15 protein-coding genes and 1 pseudogene are annotated in these 22,014 nt (G+C 69.5%); 8 read left to right on the forward strand and 8 right to left on the reverse strand.

What is annotated here, in order from left to right:
* The first annotated feature begins 261 nt into the window (after positions 1-261).
* From ACFUPX_RS16425 to ACFUPX_RS16445, 5 genes are all read left to right on the forward strand, one after another.
* Positions 262-1,128, forward strand: a complete 867-nt coding sequence (locus ACFUPX_RS16425) for a GNAT family N-acetyltransferase (RefSeq protein ID WP_383321884.1) — start codon at positions 262-264, stop codon at positions 1,126-1,128.
* Between the two features lie 131 nt (positions 1,129-1,259).
* Positions 1,260-1,877, forward strand: coding sequence for an IS5 family transposase (locus ACFUPX_RS16430; RefSeq protein ID WP_383321887.1), 618 nt, complete (start codon positions 1,260-1,262; stop codon positions 1,875-1,877).
* On the forward strand, positions 1,874-2,395 hold the full coding sequence (locus ACFUPX_RS16435; protein WP_383321890.1) for a hypothetical protein: 522 nt from the start codon (positions 1,874-1,876) through the stop codon (positions 2,393-2,395). The genes ACFUPX_RS16430 and ACFUPX_RS16435 overlap by 4 nt, the downstream gene beginning before the upstream one ends.
* A 270-nt stretch (positions 2,396-2,665) precedes the next feature.
* Complete coding sequence (locus tag ACFUPX_RS16440; protein ID WP_383321893.1) at positions 2,666-2,818, forward strand: hypothetical protein; 153 nt, start codon at positions 2,666-2,668, stop codon at positions 2,816-2,818.
* Between the two features lie 151 nt (positions 2,819-2,969).
* Positions 2,970-3,335, forward strand: coding sequence for a DUF4440 domain-containing protein (locus ACFUPX_RS16445; RefSeq protein ID WP_383321896.1), 366 nt, complete (start codon positions 2,970-2,972; stop codon positions 3,333-3,335).
* A gap of 113 nt (positions 3,336-3,448) precedes the next feature.
* Here the strand turns inward: ACFUPX_RS16445 and ACFUPX_RS16450 are convergent.
* A pseudogene (locus ACFUPX_RS16450) lies at positions 3,449-3,747 on the reverse strand (AAA family ATPase); the annotation flags it as partial.
* Between the two features lie 299 nt (positions 3,748-4,046).
* On the opposite strand from ACFUPX_RS16450, the gene ACFUPX_RS16455 reads away from it, so the two are divergent.
* Positions 4,047-4,970 (forward strand): hypothetical protein, encoded by a 924-nt coding sequence (locus tag ACFUPX_RS16455; RefSeq protein ID WP_383321899.1) that lies wholly within the window; start codon positions 4,047-4,049, stop codon positions 4,968-4,970.
* Between the two features lie 279 nt (positions 4,971-5,249).
* Here ACFUPX_RS16455 and ACFUPX_RS16460 read toward each other — a convergent pair whose 3' ends face one another.
* On the reverse strand, positions 5,250-6,035 hold the full coding sequence (locus ACFUPX_RS16460; RefSeq protein WP_383321902.1) for an SAM-dependent methyltransferase: 786 nt from the start codon (positions 6,033-6,035) through the stop codon (positions 5,250-5,252).
* Between the two features lie 492 nt (positions 6,036-6,527).
* The gene (locus ACFUPX_RS16465; protein WP_383321905.1) at positions 6,528-6,686 is read right to left on the reverse strand and encodes a hypothetical protein; all 159 of its coding nucleotides are present in this window, start codon (positions 6,684-6,686) and stop codon (positions 6,528-6,530) included.
* Positions 6,687-7,015: 329 nt separating this feature from the next.
* Here ACFUPX_RS16465 and ACFUPX_RS16470 point away from each other — a divergent pair, with 329 nt between their 5' ends.
* Together ACFUPX_RS16470 and ACFUPX_RS16475 are read left to right on the forward strand one after the other, a co-directional pair.
* Positions 7,016-8,992 (forward strand): PIG-L family deacetylase, encoded by a 1,977-nt coding sequence (locus ACFUPX_RS16470; protein ID WP_383321908.1) that lies wholly within the window; start codon positions 7,016-7,018, stop codon positions 8,990-8,992.
* A gap of 3 nt (positions 8,993-8,995) precedes the next feature.
* Complete coding sequence (locus tag ACFUPX_RS16475) at positions 8,996-10,210, forward strand: glycosyltransferase (RefSeq protein WP_383321911.1); 1,215 nt, start codon at positions 8,996-8,998, stop codon at positions 10,208-10,210.
* Positions 10,211-10,221: 11 nt separating this feature from the next.
* Here ACFUPX_RS16475 and ACFUPX_RS16480 read toward each other — a convergent pair whose 3' ends face one another.
* The 5 genes from ACFUPX_RS16480 to ACFUPX_RS16500 are packed head-to-tail and all read right to left on the reverse strand — an operon-like array spanning position 10,222 to position 21,967.
* A complete protein-coding gene (locus ACFUPX_RS16480; protein ID WP_383321914.1) occupies positions 10,222-11,529 on the reverse strand; it encodes a tryptophan 2,3-dioxygenase in 1,308 nt (435 codons plus the stop codon).
* A gap of 5 nt (positions 11,530-11,534) precedes the next feature.
* Complete coding sequence (locus ACFUPX_RS16485; RefSeq protein WP_383321916.1) at positions 11,535-12,473, reverse strand: LLM class F420-dependent oxidoreductase; 939 nt, start codon at positions 12,471-12,473, stop codon at positions 11,535-11,537.
* Between the two features lie 26 nt (positions 12,474-12,499).
* The gene (locus ACFUPX_RS16490) at positions 12,500-13,687 is read right to left on the reverse strand and encodes a Gfo/Idh/MocA family protein (protein ID WP_383321919.1); all 1,188 of its coding nucleotides are present in this window, start codon (positions 13,685-13,687) and stop codon (positions 12,500-12,502) included.
* Between the two features lie 6 nt (positions 13,688-13,693).
* Positions 13,694-17,233, reverse strand: coding sequence for an amino acid adenylation domain-containing protein (locus tag ACFUPX_RS16495; protein ID WP_383321922.1), 3,540 nt, complete (start codon positions 17,231-17,233; stop codon positions 13,694-13,696).
* 57 nt (positions 17,234-17,290) lie between these two features.
* Positions 17,291-21,967: an AMP-binding protein gene (locus ACFUPX_RS16500; RefSeq protein ID WP_383321925.1), complete on the reverse strand. Its 4,677-nt coding sequence runs from the start codon at positions 21,965-21,967 to the stop codon at positions 17,291-17,293.
* Positions 21,968-22,014 lie beyond the last annotated feature (47 nt).

Below are 22,014 nucleotides of genomic sequence, written 5' to 3' on the forward strand. Positions count from 1 at the left end.
CCGGGTGAGCCTGCGGGTCATAAGCGTGATCGGGGCGAGGGAAAGCCGTGATCGAAGCGCTGCTCACGCTCGCCACGATCGCACTTTATGACCCGCAGGCTCACCCGACCGGCCATTCACCCCACAGCCGCAATTCCACGCCTCTCGTCGGCAGTTCAAGCGGTGTGATCACAACCTCCTGCCCCACTAGTGTCCTGTCGATCTGACTGGCTGAGTAAAACCAGGTGCGGCCGGTCACCGCGATGGTGTGAGATGCGGGACATGACGATCGTTCTGAACGAGCCCGGCGTCGATGGGCTGGCCAGGGTCGTGGATGCCCTCCGCGTATGGCAGAACGACCGCACGCCGTTGCAACTCCATCCGGGAGACCTCGGCTGGGCCTGGGCGCTGGGCGCGGAGAGGCTGGCCGCAGCCGTCCGCACTTGGAGCGTGGACGGACGGATCATTGCCGTCGGATACCTGGACGACCCTGATGTGCTGCGCCTGACGACCGCGCCGGATCTGCGACAGGACGGTGATCTGGCGCGCCAGCTGCTGGCGGATCTCGATGATCCGGAGCGCGGGGTCCTGCCGCCCGGGAAGGTCGGCCTCGAAATCCCCAACGGCGCCCTGCTCCGCGAGATCCTCTTGGAGGCGGGCTGGAGTCTGGACGAGCCGTGGACGCCGCTGCGCCACGACCTCGCCGAGCCGGTGAAGGACTCCGGCCTACGGATTGAGGTAGCCGGTCCGGAGACGGCGGGGGTACGGACCGCAGTGCATCGCTCGGCGTTCGGCAGCCCGGCGTTCACCGAGGAGATTTGGCACGCCCTCGCGGCCGGGCCGGTCTATGCCGACGCCCGCTGCCTGATCGGCTACGACGACCAGGACAACGCGGTGGCCGCGGCGACGGTCTGGTCGGCCGGGCCCGGCAAGCCCGGCTTGCTGGAGCCGGTGGGCGTGCACGCCGACCATCGCGGTCGCGGCTACGGGACCGCGATCAGCGTCGCCGCTGCGGCGGTGCTGCGTGAACTGGGTGCATCAAGCGCACTCGTCAGTACCCCGACCTCGAACGCTGCCGCCGTCGCCGCCTACAGGGCAGCTGGATATGAACCGTCGTCCGAACGGCTGGACGTCAGTCGAGCTGCCTGAAAACGATCAGGCGGCGGTATCGGACTGGCTGCGTCGCGTCGCTGACCCTGGCTTGCCCGAACACCCTTCGAGGACATGGGGTAGGTCGGGATTCGATGGTGGTCGGATGATTCGTCGTGCTGAATTGACCGATGGGACGATCCCGCGGCGGGTTGAGCACCAAAGTGCACCTGGCTGTGGACTGGCGCCGCCGTCCACTGTCGATCCTGCTGACGCCCGGACAGGCCGGTGACAACGCGCAGTTGGTGCCGCTATTGGAGGCAATCCGGGTGCCCCGGCTGGGGCCGGGGCGTCTCCGGTCGCGGCCGGATCGGGTCATCGCCGACAAGGCATACTCGCATCCGTCTACCCGTGCCGAGCTACGCCGGCGCAGGATCGCCACCACCATCCCCGAGCATGCTGCTCAGAAAATCCGGCGCCGCGGCCGACCACCTTGCCTCGACCGCGCCCTCTACCACGACCGGAACGTAGTCGAGCGCTGCTTCAACCGGCTCAAGCAATGGCGCGGCCCGGCCGCCCGATGTGCCAAGCGCGCTGCGATCCACCGAACCGAAGTCGTCATCGCCGCCATCCGCCATCATGATCTGGCTCTGCTGATCGACAGGACGCGCCCAAGCCGCTCGAACCCGGAACGTCAACGCTCCTTGGCTGCCACCCATTCGTGTCACAGTAGGTCATACCGTCTCCACGGTAGGCGCGCCCGGCTCATGCTGCTCCCCTCAGTACGAAGTCACCCGGGGGAACCATGAGTCAACCGCAGCACCCGCAGCAGCAGTGCCAACCGCAGCCCCCGAAGAAGTCCAAAATCGGGAAGATCCTCGGCTTCGGCTGCCTCGGCGTCGTCGCCCTCGTCTGTGTGATCGCCGCCATCGGCGCAGCCGCCGGTGGCGACTCCACCGATGCGACCAACAGCGACAAGGCCGTGACGACCAACGACAAGCCCAAGTCCGGCGACACAAGGAAGGAGCCGCCCGCGGAGAACAAGGGAAGCCAGGCAGAACAGTTCAAGGCCTGCGTCGCCAAGGGCGGCACCGAGAGCGAGAAGACAGCGGTCAAGCACGTCACCAAGGTCACCGGTGCGGGCAAGAGCAACGACATCCTTGACGCGGCCGAGGTGTTCACCGGCTTCACCGGCGGAATGATGGGTCCGCACGCATCAGACGGCAAGCTCATTGCGAGCGCGTTCGGCTCTTGCTACGACTCGGAGAACGGTCTGGTGACCGTCTACGACAAGAGTGGCGAGATCCTGTCGAACGGAGACTACTGACCGATCCATGCCGAACCGGCCCGGTCTCTCCCGAGCGAGACCGGGTCTTCGCACGCCCGCTGAGCCCTGGACAACAGCCCCTCGCCGAACTGGACTCGGACGAGGTGTGGCCCAGGTTCGTGCGCTTTGGCTCGCAACGCTTCGCCACCGCGGACTCCCCCGACGCCGATGGTCTCCTCTTCCAGTACGGGACCCATACCTTCGAGGGCCCGCCCGTCTTCACACTGGATCTTGCCCGGCAGTTCGAGGTCAACGACGCTTCTGGCGAGCATGATCATTACATCCAGCTCCATGTCCTGGTTCTTCCACGACACGGACGATGAACTCGACCGCTGGGCCACCGGCATTGGCCACCAGGAAATCTGGACGATCATCCGCGACTTCCCTCCCACGGAGATCAGGGTCTACCAAGAACAGGTGTGATTACAGCCGCGTAGGGACTGGCCTGGTGACGCTTCGCGCTCCCTCCTCAAGATCTGTGCCAGAGCCGCGTTTTGACGGCACCGCTGTGCTGTCGACGCGTCGACTGATCAATTCGCTGTGCCTCGACGAGCGGCGTCCGTAGGGTTTCCGCATGACGGATGAGAGCGAGCGGGCCGTGCAAGCGGCCATTGACGGGGAGATGCGGCTTCTCGATCCCGAGGTGCGGGCTTCGCCGGACCGTGTCCTGGAGCTGCTGGATCCGGAGTGGACCGAGATTGGGGCTTCTGGACGCCGGTGGGACGTGGGGTCAATTCTCACGGTGACGAGCAGCGGTTCGGTGTCCGCGGAGTCTCCGGTCGAGGTCAGCGAGATGTCTGGCGTCGTCCTTGTCCCGGGAGTTGTGCATCTGACGTACTTCACCGACCACCTGGGCCGCCGGGCGTGGAGGAGTTCTCTGTGGCGTTCGACCGAGACGGGCTGGCGAATGTACTTCCACCAGGGCACTTTGACTGGGTGAGCAGGTGGATCCGTCGCCCTCAAGGGTGCGGTCGCCCAGCTGACGAGGCGGCTTCAGCTGGCCGTGGCTGACACCTCCACTCGCGCGCGGGTGCTGGCCCGCTTAACCGCCCGTTAGGAGGCGGTGCCGCTCTCGGAGAGCGTGCCGTTGAGGGGAGCCGGTCGACGATGGCAGCGCAGAGTCGGGGATCGGTGAGGGGTGCACAAAAGATCGACGTGGCCATATCGAGTGGCGCCGATGGTCTTGTTCAACTGCTCCTCGACGGCAGCCTCGACCAGCTTGCCGATCAGGCAGTAGCGGCTGACTCTTCTTGATCCATTCACAGCCTGCCAACGTGTGGCCGGTGGCCGGTGACCGCGTCGAAGTTCGGGTTGGCATCGAAGTCGAACGCCCACAAGGACTTCTCCCGCGGGCTCCGGTACCGGCAAGCCCCACACGCTTATCGCTCTGGGCGCCGAGGCGGGAAGCGACGGGCCGCACGGGCACTCATGTAACACGGGCACTGATGTATCCAGCGCTCGGCGGAACCATTGCCACACGCTGCACACCACACTCACAATTACTGTCCGCTGAAGAGGTATCGCCCTGGCTGACAGGAGAGACGTGAGGACGCAATCCGCTGAGGGCTTACCGCCACAGTCGGCACAGAGCGTGGCCCGAGGACGAACCTTGACTGGTCTGGGTTGGACAGTTGGCGCTCTCGGATTGGTCATGATGTTCAGTGGTACCGCTTTGTTCAGAGTGCTGGTGCAGGAACCGGCTGGAGATGTGGCACGGCTCCCCCTGTGGTCACGCCTGTTGATCACGCTGTCGGTCTTGGCGGTCGGTGGTCTGCTCTTCGCGGGCAGCTATCCCCTCATCGTCCGAGGCAAGCGCCACCGATCCGGGACCATCGCGTCCCTCGGCGATCTCCCCGAGGCGCGATATGTCCTCTACTTGCGTCCCTTCGGTCTCGACCTGGAGATGGCGTTGCCGATGCCCGACGCCCCAGGTGGCCTCATGCGCTCCCCATTCGAGATACCCGGGATGACGCAAGAGGACTTCCTCGTCAGGCAGTTCAAGGCTCTCGGTCGGGTCGTCGCGGTGGGCCAACCAGGCGAGCGGCTTCCACTGCTCGGAGCGGAGCGCGGGTATCTCCCCGTAGGCAACTGGCAGAACACCGTGAGCAAAATGATCCAGGGCGCCCACGTAGTAATGATGACCACGGCTCCGGGGCCCGGAACAGTATGGGAGTTCACTGAAGCCCTGCGCACGATCTCTCCGGCCAGGCTGATCCTGCTGGTCTACGGCGAGCTGGCGCAGTACACCGCGTTCGGTGAGGCCGTCGCGCAGAGGTACGCCATACGGTCAAAGGAGGAAGAAGCAGGCGTGTGGCCGCGTCTGCCTGAGCTTCCGGCATTCTCACTGCCACTGCCGGCGGCCAAAGGCCAGCGCTGGGACCTGAGGTTGAAGGGCATCGTCTCTTTCGATGAAGACTGGAATGCAACCTTCAACCGGTTCGATCCGATAGTGCCGAGGATTCGACTGGCCTGGACCTTGCGGCGACTGGTGAGGCATGAATTGGAACCGGTACTGGGCCCCCTGTCCCAGCTCCCCATGACCGCGGCAGCGCACCTTCAGAAGCCTGCCGGGTAGCGTGGCTGAGCAGGGCCAGGACCCTGCACCGCCGAGCCGATGGAGGCCGTCAGGCCGCGTGGCTGGTGGAGTCCGCGCCGAATTCCGCGGCGAACGCCGTGCCGTGCTCGTCGGCGAAGGCCTCGGCGGCCGCGGTGAACCGGGGACGCGCGAGATCGGCGGTCAGCAGTGGTGCGGACTGAGGGGCGTGGGCGGAGCAATGAATCGCCCGACGGGCCCTCGTCCGGTTACCCCCACGGCCCGCTTCTCGGCGCGGGCCCGCCATGGCTCGCAAGAAGGTCAGGGCACCCGCGCCACCACCGCGTACATTCCGCTCGGCGCAGGCTGCGGCGCGAGCTGCTCGCGGAACCACTCAGGGGCAGTCACCAGACCGGGCTCGACAGGCTCCAGACCCTCGACAAAGCGGACCACTTCCTCGCGGGAGCGGAGCGCGAGCGTCATGCCGCTCCTTGCGTACTGCTCGGTCGCCTGCTCCGCCACCTCAGGGAAGATGTCGTTCGAGGCATGGGAGAGCACCAGATGGCTGCCGGACGGCAGAGCCGAGACCAGCGTGGCGACGATGCTGTACGGGTTCTGCTCGTCCGCGACGAAGTGCATCAGCGCGATCAGCGAAAGACCGATCGGACGGCTGAAGTCCAGGACAGTGCGGGCGTGTTCGAGGATCACCTCCGGCTCGCGCACATCGGCCTGGATGTAGTCGGTGGCGCCTTCGGGGCTGCTGACCAGCAGGGCCTCCGCGTGGCGCAGCACGATGGGGTCATTGTCGGTGTAGACGACCTTCGCGGACGGCACAATGCGTTGAACGATCTGGTGCAGATTTGGCGCGGTGGGGATACCGGCGCCTATGTCGAGGAATTGGTCCACGCCCAGCCCCGCGAGATGGGCGGTGGCCCGGTTCATGAACGCGCGGTTCTGCAGGGCCCCGATACGCACCTCGGGCGGCAGCTTCTCACCCACCGCCTCGTCGACGGGGTAGTTGTCCTTGCCGCCAAGCAGCCAATCGTAAACTCGTGCAGGGTGCGCCTGACTGGTGTCGATGCTGGGGCGGGGGGAGGGTGCCGTCATGGGCGGGCTCCATCGTCGCGGGGAGGCGGGCGGGGTAGCGGGCGTTGGGCAGTGTCATGCTAACTGGCCTTGCTATTCAGGGTGTTGATGCTTGCGGAGCCCGCCAGGACATCCGTGAAGCCCCTCCCCCGGCGCCGACCGCCGACCGGCGCCAGTGTTATACGTACACGGGCTTCCGCGGATCGAAACGCGCAGGCAGAACCGTCATGACACCTCATGCACAACCGGAACCAGAACCGGAACCGGAACCCGAGGCAGCTGCACCCGAGTCACCATTGAGGGCGTCCCAGCCCGCGGCGGCCGCGACCTCGCCGCCCTGCTCGACCGCGCTGCACCCCGCGGACGCCTGGTCGAGGATCTGCTCTCCCTGTCCGACGCCCGGCTCGCCAATCTGACGGGGGTGGGCGACGACGATCCCGCATGGGCGATGCAGTACGCCTACACCCCTGAACTCTTGAGGATCGCAGCCGAGATGGACCGTAGCGACGCCGTCTAGCTACCACCGCCGCCACTACCGGCGAGGCCGTCGACGACCTGCTCGCCGTCCGTGACGCCCTCGCCGAAGCCATGGGCCAGGCAGACCACTTGCCGGTCTCCTGACGTGTCGGCGACGGGATGCGCGGCCTGACCCTGGCGGGAGAAATCGACCACGACACCGGCGACCCGCTGCGCCGAGCCCGGGGCCGATACCTTCGATCACGCCCCGCCCCCTGTCGTCCTGGACCTGCGGCAGGTGACCTTCATCCGAGGAGATCACGGCCAAAGTCGCGTATTCCGAACGGACAGCGAGGAACGTCCTGCACAATCTCACCTCTCACCTCCCACCTCCTCGTCTCCTCGTCTCCTCGTCTCCTCGTCTCCTCGTCTCCAACTCCGCAACCGGTCTCATGCCGTGGCCTATGCGGTACGTGCGGGCTACATCTGAGAACCTGCGCGTACAACGGATTACAGCCCCGGCTCAGTTGACGTTGGAGAGATGGATGAAGGCTTCGAAGACACTGATGCAGGTGGTCGCTCACCCGGACGACGACCTGTACTTCATGAATCCCGAGGTGGCGGCCACGCTCCGCGCGGGCCACCGCGTGGTGACGGTGTACATCACGGCTGGAGAGTCCGACGGACGCAACAACATACCCGGAGCCGCCGCACCCGCCGAACCCGACCAGCCGGCGTACGCAAGCGCCCGGATGCAGGGACTGCGCCAGGCGTACGGCTGGATGTCGGCCAAGGAGCCAGGGGCCCGCTGGTCACGTTCGGCCCTCGCGATGCCGAACGGGGCGTGGAGTGAGACGGCCCAACTCGGTGCGCAGGTCACGCTGGTGCACTTGGGCCTAAGGGAAGAAGCGCTCCCGGACACGCCGTACGTGGGGCTCGCCGAGCTGTGGCACGGGCAGGGCGGCACGGCGACGACGCTCCGCACACCTGGCAGTCCCGTGGCGGAGGAATCCGGCTACGACCGGGGCGAGTTGATCGACGCCATCGCGTGGCTCCTGGAGCGCCATCGGCCCGGCGTCGTCCACTATCTGGATCCACTCCCCGATCATCAGAACCACGATGCCCCGAACCGGCGCCATTTCGACCAGCCCGGCTTCTCCGACCACCGCGACCACACCGTCGCCGCGAAGTTCGCCCTGGCCGCGCTGTCACGGAACGACGCCTGGGCCCGCGGCCGTTCCTTCGTCCAGGCCTACCGTGGCTACTACAACGCGCGCTGGCCCGCCAATCTGAGTGCGGCTCAACTGTCCTACAAAGTAGCGGCGTTGGACGCGTACGGGGGTCTTTCCACCGCTGGCTGCGGCAATCCGGGGGGCTGCGGTGACTACTCGGTGGGGCAGGGCAGGTCCCGGATGACGGGGTGGGCCCAAAGCGTGACCCCTCGGTGGGACGGTGCCGGTCCGGCTCTGACCACGGACGCCGATGGCACAGTGGCCGCGTTCTGGGTCCTGGGCGGCAGTGTGGTGATGTCTCAGCAGGAGCCGGGTGGGCGGGCTTGGACCGGCCCCCGGCAGGTGGGCGGGCACGGACTGCTGCCAGTCCTCGCGGTGACCACCGGGCCTGACGGAAGCCGCCGGATCCATGCGTCGCGGGTGGAGCCGTCGGTCGGGGTCGGTGAGGACGTCGTCGAGACCGGGCTCATCGAGCAGTCGCCCCAAAGGGAGTTCCGCACCTGGCGCAGCCTGGGGGCTCCCGGCGGCCCACGTTCCGGCATGGGCCGACTCGGGGTGCCCGTGGCGGCCGTCGACGGTGGGGGCAACCGGTTCGTCTTCGCCCGGCAAGGGGATCTGTCCATAGCCGTGAGAACGGGTACGCGTGGACAGCCGAAGCACTGGACCAAGCTCGCCGAATCAGATGTCAGGGAATCGCTCGCCGCGGTCACCGATGTCCGGGGCTTGGTCCACCTCTTCGGTTCCGGACGGCACGGGCTTCGGCACTGGGCGCAGTCCGCACCGGGAGCTCTCCCTGTCGGACAGGACGCCTCCGCATTGCCCGTCCCGGTGAGTCCGCCCACCGCCGTGGTCACCGCGGACGGCGCCCTGATGCTGGCGTATCGCTGTGCCGGCGGCCCTCCATGCGTGTACCGACGGCTTGACGACACCAGCTGGGAGCGGGTCGCATTCCCGGAGCCCGTCGAGGAAGGCCTCGGACCGGTGGCGCTCGCCGCGGGCGAAGGGCATCAGGTGCTGCTCGTGCAGCGGAGCGATCAGGGCGCGTTGCAGGCGTGGGCGATGGATGTGTCGCGCGACAGCGGTGCCGTGCGGTGTAGCGTGCCGGATGTGTTCACCGTCGGTACTCCATCGGCGGCCGTGGACGGCTCCGGCCGATTCGTCGTGGCGGGGCTCGGGATCGACGGCTCATTGCTCGCCCTCACTGAGGGATCTCCTGAGAGCTCTGCAGGGACGTTGGCTGAGACCTTTACTGAGGCAGGCACCGGATCACGAGTCTTCACGAGGGGATGATCCTTGAAGATCACGTTTCTGCTCACCTGGGCGGATGTGCTGGGAGGCACGGAGCGGGCGGTGTTCACCCAGGCTGCGCAACTCGCCGCCGCACATGACGTCGAGATCATCAGCGTCTTCAAGACCGGGGAACGGCCCTTCTTCACCATCGAACCGCGGGTCACACTGCGCTACCTGGTGGACAGGAGCGGCAGCGGCCCCGAAAGCCCGGTGTCCCCGACGGGTCTCAGCCCGGCCGAGTGCGCGGCGCTGGCCGCATTACCCACCGAGTTCACCGCCCCGGCCTGGGAGAGGGCCATCTTCACCCGGCTCTCCGACCTGGAGCTCGGGCTCCTGCTCCCGGCGATCGATTGCGATCTGCTGGTCACGACAACGCCCGCGCTCACATCGGCCGCCGTACGTCTGACAAGGCCCGAAGTTCTGACGGTGCACCACGAGCACCGTATGGCCGGGATTCCGCCGCTGCCGTCCGCGCCTCAGCTCGACGCGCTGGTGACGGTCAACGAGCGCAGCCGGGCCCAGTACGAACAGGCGCTGGGAGATGCCGCGCCGCTCCTCGCGACGATTCCCAACTCGCTGCCCGTCGCGCACCGTCCGCGTTCGACACTCACCGGAAAGACCGTGGTGATCGCGGGACGGCTCGCTGCCGAGAAGCGGGTCGACCATGCGATTCGGGCGTTCGCGAAGGCGTCTTCGGAGCACCCCGACTGGGTGCTCAGCATCTTCGGCGACGGCCCCGAGCGCAGTGCGTTGCACGCGCTGGCCGGGGAACTCGGAGTGTCGGACCGTGTGCGGTTCCACGGCAGCAGTCCGCACATGTCCCAGGAGTGGGCCAAGGCCGATATCGCCCTGCTGACCTCGCGCGCGGAATCATTCGGCCTCGTCATCCTGGAGGCCCTCGCGGCGGGGGTTCCCGTGGTGTCCTACGACTGCCCTAACGGTCCATCCGAGATCATCCGGCACGGAGTGGACGGTTGGTTGGTGCCCACGGGTGACGTGGACGCGATCGGGGCCGTACTCGCCGGGCTGATGGGCGACCGGGCGGCTCTGCGCGCTCTGGGCACACACACGGTCGCCGGGGCCGAGCGCTTCTGCGCGGAGCGGGTGACCGAGCGCTGGGAGAACCTCTTCGCCGAACTGGAGGCGCGGCGCGGTGACTTCGCCCGTCGCCGCCACCGGGCCGAGCGGATGGTCTGCCGCTCGGCCCTCGACTCGTAGGGAGCCCAGGCTCAATCGCCGTGCGAGGGTGGCGCGGAGGGCGCGCCCACGGGGCAGCGTCCGCCCGACTCCCCCGGTACCTCCCGGAATACGGGAACGGAGCGCGCCTCCCGCAGATACGGAACCCCTTCCGTATAGCCGGTTCCCGAGCGCGTCTCGCCGAGCATGCGGGCCGCAAGGCGGTAGTGGGTCTTTCGCCACTGAACCAATGCGGCGGAGAACCCCTCCATCGCCTGCCCGACGATGTCGCGCGTCGCCGGGGTCATCCGACCTGCCGCGTCGGCGCTCCGGAACGCGCTGTCGAGGCTGGGCATGCCCGCGAGTACGCGTGTGCGGACCTCGGGTACGGAGTGGAAGGCGGCGGACTCCACGCGGTCCGGGTCCGGTTCCCTGCACAGCGATTCCATGGTCTTGTAGCCGCGGGACTGTATGGCGCTCGCGCCCTCGGTGTAGCAACGGAAGGCGTGGAACGCCTCGATGCTCATCGTCGCAAGGAGTGAGAACAGCGGGGCCGCCTCGCGAAGTCCCGTGGTCGCCGCGTCGATGCGTGCGGCCGCGACGAGGGGCTGATGGCCGTCAATTCCTTCCACCGCGGCGGCCAGGTGCTCGGCGAGCAGCGCGAAGGTCAGCTCGAAGCACTGGAGCACACGAATGAACAGGTACTCGTCGTGGACGGTGTAGGCGGGGAGCATGCTGAGTGTGAGACGGCGGCGCTCTTCGGGTCTCGTGTCCCCGTGGACGGTGCGGCAGAGCCCGCGGGTCTGTTCGCTCATGCCGTCCTGGACGGTCCGCGCGACCGTATCGGCCGGGTCTGCCAGGCCGAGCCGGGTCAGCGCCGGACCCGCCGCCCGTATACCCAGGCGGCAACGCTTGGCCACGGTACGCGTGTCGGGACGCATCAGCGGGAGCCGGTCGGTTCTGCCCTCTTCGGCGTCCAACTCGAACGTGAGTATGTCGGCGATGAGTTGGACGGTGAGCCGGTCCCGCTGACCGGAGGTGTGTTCCTGCCGGTCCGATGTGTCCGCAGGCCCCAGGAGCGGGGTGTCCGCAGGGCCGAGGAGCAGATCGAGCGCGAGATAGGTCTGGTAGTCGTAGCGGCCGTCCCATTTGTCGAGGGCCAGGTCCAGGAACCGCGTGAGCAGCTCTCGGTCCCGGGCCGCCCCGCGCAGTGTGGGCAGGTCGTCACGGAGCTCGGCGAGTGAGGTGAGCAGTTCCCGCTCCACGAAGTGTTTCCCCACGAGCTGGTACGCGTCGACGACGGAGGCGTAGGGGAAGACGCGCGGATCTCCGTCGGTCCGCCATTCCTCCAATGCGCGCACTGTCCTCAACTCCCCGAGCCGACCTGGCGCAGCACCTCGTGGGCAAGCAGCTCCAGCTGGTCGATGTCGCCGAGGGAGTGGGTCCTGAGATAGATCCGGTCCGTGCCGGACTCGCCCAGCTTTCCGATCTTGTCCACGACCTCGTCCGGAGTGCCCACGAGCCACTTGTCCCGCATCGATTCGGGGGTGCGGCCCGCGGGCGCGCGCCGGGCGATCTCCGCCGCGTCGCGCCCGCAGCACACGGCCTGCGACACGGCGAGGGCCAGGGAGTCCTGGCTGCGGCCCACCTCGGCGCAGGCCCGGCGGACGCGGTCGAACGCCTCGGCGACCTGCCCGAAGCCCGGATAGGCCAGGCTGAACTCGTCGGCGTACCGCGCGGCGAGGCGAGGGGTGCGGCGGGTGCCGTACCCGCCGATGAGCAGGGGCGGGCGGGGGCGCTGCAGGGGCTTGGGCAGTCCGGGCGAGTCGGTCAGCGTGTAGTACTTGCCGTCGTGGTCGAAGGTCTCCCCTACGGGCGTCTCCCAAAGACCGGTGATGATGGCGAGTTGCTCCTCGAACCGGTCGAACCGCTCGACCACGTCCGGGAAGGGAAGGCCGTAGGCGGTGTGTTCCGGCTTGTACCAGCCGGCGCCGAGCCCGAACTCGATGCGTCCGCCGCTCATGTGGTCGGTCTGCGCGACGCTGATCGCGAGCGGCCCCGGGGCGCGGAACGTGGCGGCGGTCATCAGTGAGCCGAGCCGGATGGTGGAGGTTTCCCTGGCGAGGCCTGCCAGCGTGGTCCAGGTGTCGGTGGGCCCCGGCAGGCCGTCCCCGCCGCCTATGGGCGTGTAGTGGTCGGCGCGGAAGAAGCCCTCGAACCCGAGGTCTTCGGCCGCCTTCGCGACCCGCAGCACGTCGTCGTAGGTCGCGCCGAATTGCGGCTCGGTCAAGATGCACAGTCGCATGGGGGGTGCCTTTCGGTACGGGTGGGTCAGCGGATCTTGGCGAGGCGGGCGTCCTCTTCGGGGTCGGCGATGCCGGTCCACCCGTAGACCGACAGGTCGGTGGGCATCGGCTCGGTGCGCGTGGTGGTGCTGTGCACCTCGACCTTGGTGTGCCGCTCGGCGGCCTCGAACGCCGCGTGCATCACGTCGACGACGTGCAGGGCCAGGGCCGGATCGGCCTTCGGGGCGCTGCCGGTGCGCAGCGCGAGGGCGAGGTCGGCGACGCCGATCCCGCGGTCGTACACATAGCCCGGCAGCGCGGGGAGTTCCTGCAGACCGCCCCCGGTGGAACGGGCGACCTGGATGGGGCCGTCGAAGAGGTTCGGGTCCGGCAGGACGAGCGACCCCGACGTGCCGTGCAGCTCGATGTGCGGCGAGGTCGCCGCCCAGGCGTCGAACGAGCAGACCAGGGTGGCGATCGCGCCCGACGCGAAGTCCAGGGAGGCGACGGTGACGGTGGGTACGGAGACCTCGATACGTTCCCCCGCGCGGGGCCCGCGGGCGATGACACGCTCGCGGTCGCTGACCCGGTTCTGGGCACTGACCGCGGTGACCGGGCCGAGGAGGTGGACGAGCATGGTCAGGTAGTACGGACCCATGTCGTGCAGTGGCCCGGCGCCGGGACGGTAGAAGAAGTCCGCGTCGGGGTGCCAGATTTCGGGCCCGGACCTGAGCATGGACGCATGAGCGTGGACCGGGGTGCCGATCTCACCGGCGGCAACGGCGGCGATCGCGGTCTGCGGACCGCGTCCGAGCACGGTGTCGGGCGCGCAGGCCAGGAGCAGCCCGGACTCACGGGCGAGCGCGAGCAGCCGCCTGGCGTCCTCGGGGTCCGTGGCGAGGGGCTTCTCCACGTAGACGGACTTGCCGGCGCGCAGGGCCGCTTCCGTGGTCGCGGCGTGTTCGGTGGGCGGTGTCAGGTTGACGACGATCGACACGTCGGGGTCGTCGAGCACCTCCTGCCACGTGGACGGCTTGCCGAGCCCGAACTCCTGGACGCGCCGCTGGGCCCGCTCCGGGTCCAGATCGGCGCAGCGCAGGACTTCCAGGATGCTGAAGTGGCGCAGCATGCGCAGGTAGCGCGCGCTGACCGAACCGCAGCCGAGGATGGCCACGCCGGTGGGCGGGATCGGCCCGCGTCGGGAATCGATGAGGGTGTCGGTGTCCGCGTTCATGGAGGTTCACCTTCCGGTCGTGAGGCTGAGGCTGTGGTGGAGGTGTTCGCGAAGGGCCGGCAGATGTTCCGGCGTGAGAAGCGTGTGGTGCGAACCGGGGATCACCGTGTGGTGGAAAGAACCTGTGGTGTGCGCCCGCCAGGACGTCATCCCTGCCGGGACGGGGTTTCCGGCCGCCTCGAGGGTTGCCATGGGGCTCGCGACGACGCCCTGAGTGGTGTGTCCCGCAGCGAGGGGCAGCAGCACATCGAGACGGGCCGCGACATCGGTGTGTTCCGCCCCTTCGATGAGCGCCGCGCGCTCCGCCGAGGGAGCCGGTGGGTTGAGCATCCGGTCGATCAGGACCAGTGCGGGACGGCGTCCGCGCCGCTCGAGCAGGCGCGCGAGGTCGAATGCGACGGCGGCTCCCAGTGAGTAGCCGACGAGGGGCACCACTGTGTGGTCGGTGTGGAGCAGCAGTTCCTCGGCGAGGGCTTCGGCCAGCTCGTGGAGCGAGGTTTCCACCGATCCGTCGGGCGTCAGGTAGTCGACTCCCCACGGGGCGTACGAGGTGGGCAGCTCGGCCACCAGATCCGTGAAGATGTACGGGATGCCCGCGGCGGGCGGCAGGAAGAAGACGGGCAGGGCGTCGTGCCGCGTCGGTCGCAGCGGTACGACGCGGGTGGCGCCGCGCGAGCGGCTGTCGCTGAGGTGGCGGGTGAGCGCGTCGGCGGTCGGATGGTCGTGCAGGGCTCGCAACGAGACGTCCCGGTCGAGTGCGCGCGACAGTGCGGAGACCGCCCGGAGCGCGAGGATGCTGTGCCCGCCCGCGTCGAAGAAGTGCTCGTCGGTCCCGAGCAGGGGGTCGTCGAGCACCCCCCGCAGCGTGTTGAGGACGAGGTCGGCGAGCCCGTGATCCGCCCCCTCGCCGCTCGGCCCCCCTCGGTGCAAAAGGGCGAGCAGGGTCTGGGCATCCAGCTTTCCGCTGGAGGAGAGGGGGATTTCGGGCACTGAGGTGATCAGGCGGGGCACCATCACGTCGGGCAGCGACCGCTTGAGGTGGGCGCGGATCTCGGCACGCTTGGGGACGGCAGGGCCCGCCACGAACGCGGCGGGCTCGATGTCACCGCCCGGCGTACGGAAGGCGATGACGGCCGTCGCCTGAACGTCGGGGTGCGCGCCAAGGACGCGTTCGATCTCGCCGAGCTCCACCCGGTGGCCCCGGATCTTGACCTGCCCGTCGCGCCGTCCGGCGAAGTGCAGTACGTCCGACTCATCCACCCAACCGCGGTCACCCGTGCGCAGGACGCGCTCCGCCGGGCGCCCTGGACGATGGCTGAAGCGCTCCTCGGTGAGCGCTTCGTCGTTGGTGTATCCCAGGGCGACACAGGGCCCGGCGATACGGATCTCCCCCACAGCCCCTCGCGGGACGGGCCGGCCCGAGCCGTCCGTGACCTGGACCTGGCTGTTCGTCAGGGATGTGCCGATGGGCACGTCCTCGCGCGCGGGGTGGAGCCCGTTCCCGCCGCGCACGACGTACGCGACGGAGTCGACTCCGCTCTCGGTCAGTCCGTACACGTTGACGACGACGGCGGACTCGGGAGCACCGAGCTCGTGGAAGCGGGTGACCGCGGCGGCCGGGAGTCGTTCGCCCCCGACGAGCAGGCGGCGCAGCGGCAGGCGGTGCAGCGACGGTGCCGCGTGGGCGGTGAGCAGTTGGAGCAGGCTGGGCGTGCAGTCGGCGACGTCGACGCCGTGCTCGACGAGTTCGTCGCACAGCTGCACCGGGTCCCGCTTCACTTCGGGGTCGATCAACACGAGCGTGTGCCCGCGAAGCAGCGCGCCGAAGATCTGCTGAACCGAGGCGTCGAAGGCCAGGGAGGCGAGGAGCGCCACACACAGGCCGTCGCCGAGACCGTCGTAGACAGGGGCGCCGAGGGCGTCGACGAGGCTCGTCACCGCGCGCTCGGGGACCTGTACGCCCTTGGGTCGGCCGGTCGATCCGGAGGTGTACAGGACGTAGGCGAGCGGTTCTTGGCCGTCGTGGGATGCGTCGTGCCCGGACCGGTCTTCGAGCCGGTCGATGCGCGCGGCTCCGTCGCCGTCCGAGTGTGCGAGGAACCGCGCGCCGCTGTCGCTCATGATGTGCTGTGCCCGGTCCTCGGGCAGCTCCGGATCGATGGGTACGTAGGCGGCACCGGCGTGCAGCACTCCGAGCAATGCCGTGATCGCCTCAGGTGTCGTGGGCATGCGCACGGCGACGCGGTCTCCCGGCACGGCGCCCAACTGAGTCAGTCGCTCAGCGAACTCTGCGATGCCGACGGCGAGTTCGGCGTAGGTCCGCACGACGCCGTGGTGGCGCAGCGCGGGTCGCCCCGGAGCCGAGGCCACGACGTCCGCCAGGAGTCGGCGGATGCCGGGGTCCGTGGGTGCCTCCCGCTGGGCCAGGGGCATCGGCCCCGCGGTCAGCGGAAGGTCACCGAGCCGGGTCTCGGGCCGTTCGCATGCCGCGCGCAGGAAGTGCGGCAGGCACTCCCCCAGTGCCTCGGCGAGAGGGCGCGGGACCAGGGTGCTGTCGTACGCCAGACGCAGGTCTACGCCGTCCGGTGAGGTCCTCGTCTCCAGGCGGAGGGAGAAGGGTTCCACGAGGGAGTCGAGCGACACCACACGGCTGCGCGGTGCGGCATCGTCCACCATGCCCGTCTCACGCCAGACGAAGGCCAGTGGCAGGGAACGAGAGGTCTCCGGCGCCGACGGCAGCACGAAATAGTCCTGGAAGGCGGCCGCTTTGCGGCGTTCCTCGGCAACCTCACGGGCCAGTGCCGCGAAGTCGCGGTCATGGTCACAGGCGAGGAACAGCGGCAGGGTGCGCTCCAACAACCCTGGTACGGCGCCGAGTTCGTCCAGCTCCCGGCCGTCGACGGTGTCGCCGAGCAGCAGCGTGTCGAGGTCGTACCAGCGGGCGAGGAGCGCTGACCACGCGGCGCACATCACGTCCGCGGGCGAGGCCCCCAGCGCGGCCGCGCACCCGTGCAGGGCCGCGCTCTCGCGGTCGCCCCACACGATGGACGTGGCGGCGGGGCGCAGCTCCGCGGGGGCCGAGTGGCGGCCCCACGGAAGCGGCGGCACGGCGGCGCAGCCCTGCTCGGCGCCGTCCCAGTGGGTCACCCCGTCCGCTTCACGGGCGGCCAGTGTCTCCCAGGCCCAGGCCGCGAGGTCCGCCTGGTCCGGTCCTTCGTACGTGGCGTCCCCGATCAGGCTCGCGGCGAGGCGCAACGCGGCGGTTGCGTCGAGCCGGTCGGCGGGGGCTCGGAGCTCGATGCGGTGTTCCCCGTCGGCACCGGATCGCAGCGAGCAGGTCACGACGCCCTCCCGCCAAATGGCAGGGGGCAGTTCAGTGTGTGCGCCGTCGGCCTGCAGGACTGCGTGGCGGGCGACGGCCGAGCGCAGCCGCTCGCGGATGTCGGCCGGGGCGATCACCGCGTCGTGGGCGACGACGATCCGGGTCTCGGGCGTACGGGCGCCCCAAACGTCGGTGAATCGCTGCTGGGTGGGCGAAGCGTGCATGGGGGTTGTGGCTCCTTCAGCTATCGCTGGAACGTGCTTCGCACCGGCCTGCCGGACTTACGTGTTCGGTCCCGGCGTGTGGCCGTGCGACATGGCGACAAGCACCTCGCGCCGCCCCTGGTAGGGCATGCGGCCGTGGGCGGCCGACATGTTGTCCACGATCAGCACGTCGCCCCTTTGCCAGCACACTGTGCGCAGCGTCGCGTTGTAGGCGCGCCCGAGCTCCTCGATCACCGGGTCCTCGATCTCCTGCCCGCCGCCGTACAGCGTCCGGAAGGGCAGGTCGTCCGCGTCGCAGTGGTCGAGCAGTTCGGCGCGCAGAGCGGGATCGAGGCTGTTGGGGCTGAAGAAGTAGGCGTGGTTGAACCAGACTTCCCGTCCGGTGTGCGGGTGGGTCTGCAGCGCGGGACGCCAGAACGTCGTCCGCAGCCGGTCGCCGCCCCGCCATTCGTACGAGATGTCATGGCTGCGGCAGTACTCCTCGACCTCCGCGCGGTCGTCGGTGCCGAAGACCGTGGGCCACTCAAGACCGAGGCCACCGCCGAAGTTGCGTACGTAACGGACGCCTTCGTCACGGAACCTGGCGACGGTCTCGGGGCGCAGCCGTTGGGTGATCTCGGACAGGTCGGCCACACTGGTCTCGCCGCCGGAGTCGGCCGGGTGTATGCAGCAGAACGTCAGGCGCAAGGGCCAGCTCTGCGCGTACGAGTGCTCGGTGTGCAGCTTGATCGGCTGGTCCGCGGGGTGTTCCGTCGATGTGTAGAGGGACGGCGCCACCTCTCGGCGGTCGGATGAGCGCTCTTCGTAGGGCAGGGGCGCGGAGCCGAGCAGGTCGAGCACCTTGCGGAACCCCTCGGGCGAGTCGGCGCCGGTGTCGCGGTAGAGCACGAAGCCGCCGTGGTCGCCGAGGTTGTCGAGCAACTCCCGGTCGTTGTCGAGCCGTTCGGCCATGGACTGGCCGGGCTCGGGAAGGCGCGCCGGTACGTCGGCCGAGGCAGCTTCCCCGGCACTGCCGGACATACGGCGCTTGAGCCGTGCGCGCCGGGCGGCCAGCGCGGTCGCCGCGTCACTCGCGGCGGGCGCCGCCGCGAGCGCCGGGTCACGTCCGTCGACGGTGTCGGCGAGCAGCCGCGCGATGCGCGTGACGACGGCCTCGGCCGAGTTCTCCGTGTGGGCCGCGGTGTCGTAGAGCGCTTCGAGGCGCAGGCCCTGCTCGTCCTCCGTGAACAGCAGGTCCCAGCCGAACTTGCGCGCCACCGCCGTACGTCGGGGCAGCCGTCGGCCGATGACGTCTCCCAGGGCCCACTCGGCGGGATCCGCCCGTACGTCGGCGGCACGGTAGTCGAGTTCGACGGGGAAGGCCGCGCCCGGCATTCCGAGGTCGGCGAGCACGTCGGTGTACGGGCAGGTTCGCCGGTCCAGGCCCCAGTGCACCGTCTCCCGCACCCGGGCGAGGATGTCGGCCATGGTGTGCGCGCCCTGGGTGCCGACCCTGTGCGGCAGCATGTTGAGGTGCATGCCGATCTGGTCGTCCAGGTCAGGATCGCCCCGCAGCGACACGGGCGAGACGACGACGATGTCCTCCTGCCCTGATGCCTCGCGCAAGGCGAAGGACACGACGGCGAGGACCATTGCGAACGGGCTCAGCTGGTGGCCGCGGGCGAACTCGCGCAGCCTGTCGCGTTCCACGGTGGTGAAGCGGCGGGTGACGCAGCCGCTGGCCGCCGGGGCGGCAGCGGGGCCGGGGGCGGTCGGGAACGTCACCCCGCGGGCACCGGACAGGCGCTCGCGCCACTCGGCCCGTTGCCGCGCCGCCCGGTCGGCGTGCGCCTGGGTGCTCTGACGCGCGGCGACGGCCTCGTAGGGCAGAGCGGGCGGATGAGGAAGCGCGGTTCCCCGCGTGCGGGCTCCGTACAGCGCCGCGAGGTCATCGAGTAGCAGTGCCATCGACCACCCCTCGCACACGATGTGGTGAGCGATGACGACGAGCGTCGTCCTGGACTGCTCCCCTTCGACGAGGACGACGCGCAGCAGGGGGCCCGTCTCCAGCGAGAGCGGCGTGGCGCAGAGGGTGTCGATCGCAGCCGTGCGCTCGTCGGGGCTCACTGGCGCCTGCAGGATCTCCAGGGATGCCAAGGGCTCCGCGTGGACGCGTTGTACCGGCGTGCCCCGCTGGGAGGTGAAGATCGTCCGCAGAGCCCCGTGCCGACGCCCGAGGTCGGACACCGCGGCGCGGAGACCGTCGACGTCGAGCGCACCCGTCAGCTCGAAGCACCGGGGAACGTTGTACGCGGCATCCGCCTCGCCACGAGCGCACGCCAGCCACACGCCGAGCTGCCCCGGCGACAGCGGAAGCGGCTGGTCCTGGTCCTCCGGGCGGCCGGGTTCCGGGGCGGCTTCGGGCGACGATGCGGACTGCGCGAGGACCTCGGCGCAGTGGACTGCCAAGGCCCGGATGGTCGGGGCCTCGAAGAAGACGGAGATGGAGACGGGAGCGCCCGTCTCCAACTGCAGCCGGGACAGCATCCGCAGTGCCGTCAGACTGGTGCCCCCAAGGCCGAAGAAATTGTCGGTCACTCCGGTGGGAGCCTGCTCGAGGAGTTCCTGCCACAGGTCGAACAGGCGCTCCTCCCACGGCCCTTCGGGGCCCGTGGACTCGCCGGCGTCCTGGTCGGCGTCCGCCGCGAGCCGGGCGAGGGCCTCCAGATCGGTCTTGCCACCGGCGGTCTCCGGCAGCCGCGCGAGGACCACCGTGCGGTCCGGACGCGCGTGGGTGGGCAGAACCGCGGACAACTCGGCCGCGAGGACGCGGGGTTCCAGGGCCTCGTCCCCGGCCACGAACGCGCACAGGCGTCCCTGCGAGGCGACGACACCCGCGGCGTCGACACCGGGAAGGTTCAGCAACGCGGCCTCGACCTCCGCAGGTTCGACGCGGTGGCCGCCGATCTGCACCTGCCGGTCACGGCGTCCGATCACCTCAAGGCGCCCGTCGGCACACCAGCGCCCGAGATCACCCGTACGGTAGCGGCGCACACCGGAGAGTCCTGGCACGGGCTGCGCCAGCGGCGCATCGGCGTGCAGGTAGTCCCGCGCCACGGCCGCGCCCTCCACGCAGATCTCTCCGACGGCGCCGATCGGCATCAACTCGCCCCCGGTGCCGAGCACGCGGATGCGGGTGTTGGCGATCGGTGTGCCGATCGTGATCTCGCCGCCGAGCACCACGTCGCCGGCGCTGGTGCAGCAGGTCGTCTCCGTCGCGCCGTAGGAGTTGATCACTCGTCGGCCTGCTCCGGACCACCGCCGCACGTCCTGCTCCCGCAAGGGCTCCCCGCCACTGATGACCGTGCCTGCGTCGGGCAGATCGTCGGGCGTCATCGAGCGGAGCAGCGTGGGTACGAGGAAGGCGACCGTGACTCCGCTCCCGCGTACGTCCGCCGCGAAGTCGTCCGTGGAGTGCCGCATGCGCCCCGGCACGACGGCGGCTCCGGTGACCAGTGCCGCTCCCGTGGCAAGCAGGGTGACGTCGAAGGAGGGTGAGAACGGCTGGAGCACCCTGTCGTCCTGCGTCACGCCGACATACGCGCTTTGGTCCCGCAGCATGTTGGCGAGACTTCCGTGGCCGACGAGTACACCCTTGGGCAGGCCGGTCGAGCCGGAGGTGTACAGCAGGTAGGCGGTGTCATCGGGACTCACCCGCGGCAGATCCCCGCCCCGGCCGGCGGACGGGGCGCCGATCGCGAGGGCGGGGATCTGGCTCAGCGATGCCGGTGGCGGGCCCGCGTCGGTGACCACGGCCCGCGCGTCGGCGTCCGCACACAGGGCGCGAAGCCGCTCCTCGGGCCAGGTCGGGTCGAGCCACAGGAGCACTCCGCGGGCCTTCAGGACGCCGAGCATGGCCCGGATGCCGTCGATCCCGTTGTCCAAGGCGACGGCCACGACCTGGCCGGGTTCCAGCGCGTGCCCGGTGAGCAGGTCATGCGCGATCCGGTCGCTGTCGGCGTCGAGTTCCGCGTAGTCGATGCCACGCTCACCGTCGATCACGGCGGTCCGGTGCGGGAACATGCGGGAGCTCTCGCGGAACAGCTCGACCAGGGACGTGCGCGTCCACTCAGGCTTCAGCGGGCCGGTCCCGAAGCCGATGACCTGCGCGCGCTCATCGTCACTCAGCAGGGCGATCCGCTCCAGGGGCGCCTCGGCGTCGCCGAGGGCGAGCAGGAACCGGCCGATCGCCGAGGCGGCGGCCTCCGGGTTTCCCCCGCCTTCCGGCATCCATACGCGCATCCGGCCCTCGCCCGAGTAGCGCACGCGCACCCCACCCTGCTCCGGCGGTTCTTCGGAGCTCGACACATCGGCGTACACGTCACACCCGTCGCCCCCGCCGTATCCCTCTGCGTACCGCGTCCCCCGGCGCCCTCGCAGTGCGGCCGTCAGGTGCTCCTTGACGGCGCCCACGTGGGCGCGGAGCGAGACGGTGCGGTCCACCGGCACGGGGAAGAACCGCGCCACGCCGTCCGGTCCCGGCACCGTGACACGCACCGGGCGGTCCTCGCCCGTGCCCGCCGTGTACCAGGTAAGAGCCGAGAGCAGGAGTGTCAGCTCGCTCCAGCGATCGTGCCGTGCGGCTCGGTCGAAGGCGGCCAACGCCTGGGATTCCAGGCGGACTTCCGCCTCCCGGGGCTCCTTGTCGGCGAATCCCGGTTGTGACGTGGAGAGTTGGGACAGTGCGCTGTGCATCAACGTGCCCTCCGGCGGGAGCGAGTGGTGACGTGGGGAACCGCAGT

The sequence above is a fragment of the Streptomyces sp. NPDC057302 genome, from assembly GCF_042667685.1.
In the GTDB taxonomy this organism is placed as follows: Bacteria; Actinomycetota; Actinomycetes; order Streptomycetales; family Streptomycetaceae; genus Streptomyces.

Excerpts from the sequence above, each read along its gene's own strand:
- ACFUPX_RS16495 (WP_383321922.1), bottom strand. The coding sequence starts at position 17,233 with ATGCACGCTTCGCCCACCCAGCAGCGATTCACCGACGTTTGGGGCGCC.
- ACFUPX_RS16455 (WP_383321899.1), top strand. The coding sequence starts at position 4,047 with ATGATGTTCAGTGGTACCGCTTTGTTCAGAGTGCTGGTGCAGGAACCG.
- ACFUPX_RS16490 (WP_383321919.1), bottom strand. The coding sequence starts at position 13,687 with ATGAACGCGGACACCGACACCCTCATCGATTCCCGACGCGGGCCGATC.
- ACFUPX_RS16435 (WP_383321890.1), top strand. The coding sequence starts at position 1,874 with ATGAGTCAACCGCAGCACCCGCAGCAGCAGTGCCAACCGCAGCCCCCG.
- ACFUPX_RS16500 (WP_383321925.1), bottom strand. The coding sequence starts at position 21,967 with ATGCACAGCGCACTGTCCCAACTCTCCACGTCACAACCGGGATTCGCC.
- ACFUPX_RS16440 (WP_383321893.1), top strand. The coding sequence starts at position 2,666 with ATGATCATTACATCCAGCTCCATGTCCTGGTTCTTCCACGACACGGAC.
- ACFUPX_RS16485 (WP_383321916.1), bottom strand. The coding sequence starts at position 12,473 with ATGCGACTGTGCATCTTGACCGAGCCGCAATTCGGCGCGACCTACGAC.
- ACFUPX_RS16460 (WP_383321902.1), bottom strand. The coding sequence starts at position 6,035 with ATGACGGCACCCTCCCCCCGCCCCAGCATCGACACCAGTCAGGCGCAC.
- ACFUPX_RS16425 (WP_383321884.1), top strand. The coding sequence starts at position 262 with ATGACGATCGTTCTGAACGAGCCCGGCGTCGATGGGCTGGCCAGGGTC.
- ACFUPX_RS16470 (WP_383321908.1), top strand. The coding sequence starts at position 7,016 with ATGAAGGCTTCGAAGACACTGATGCAGGTGGTCGCTCACCCGGACGAC.
- ACFUPX_RS16445 (WP_383321896.1), top strand. The coding sequence starts at position 2,970 with ATGACGGATGAGAGCGAGCGGGCCGTGCAAGCGGCCATTGACGGGGAG.
- ACFUPX_RS16430 (WP_383321887.1), top strand. The coding sequence starts at position 1,260 with ATGGGACGATCCCGCGGCGGGTTGAGCACCAAAGTGCACCTGGCTGTG.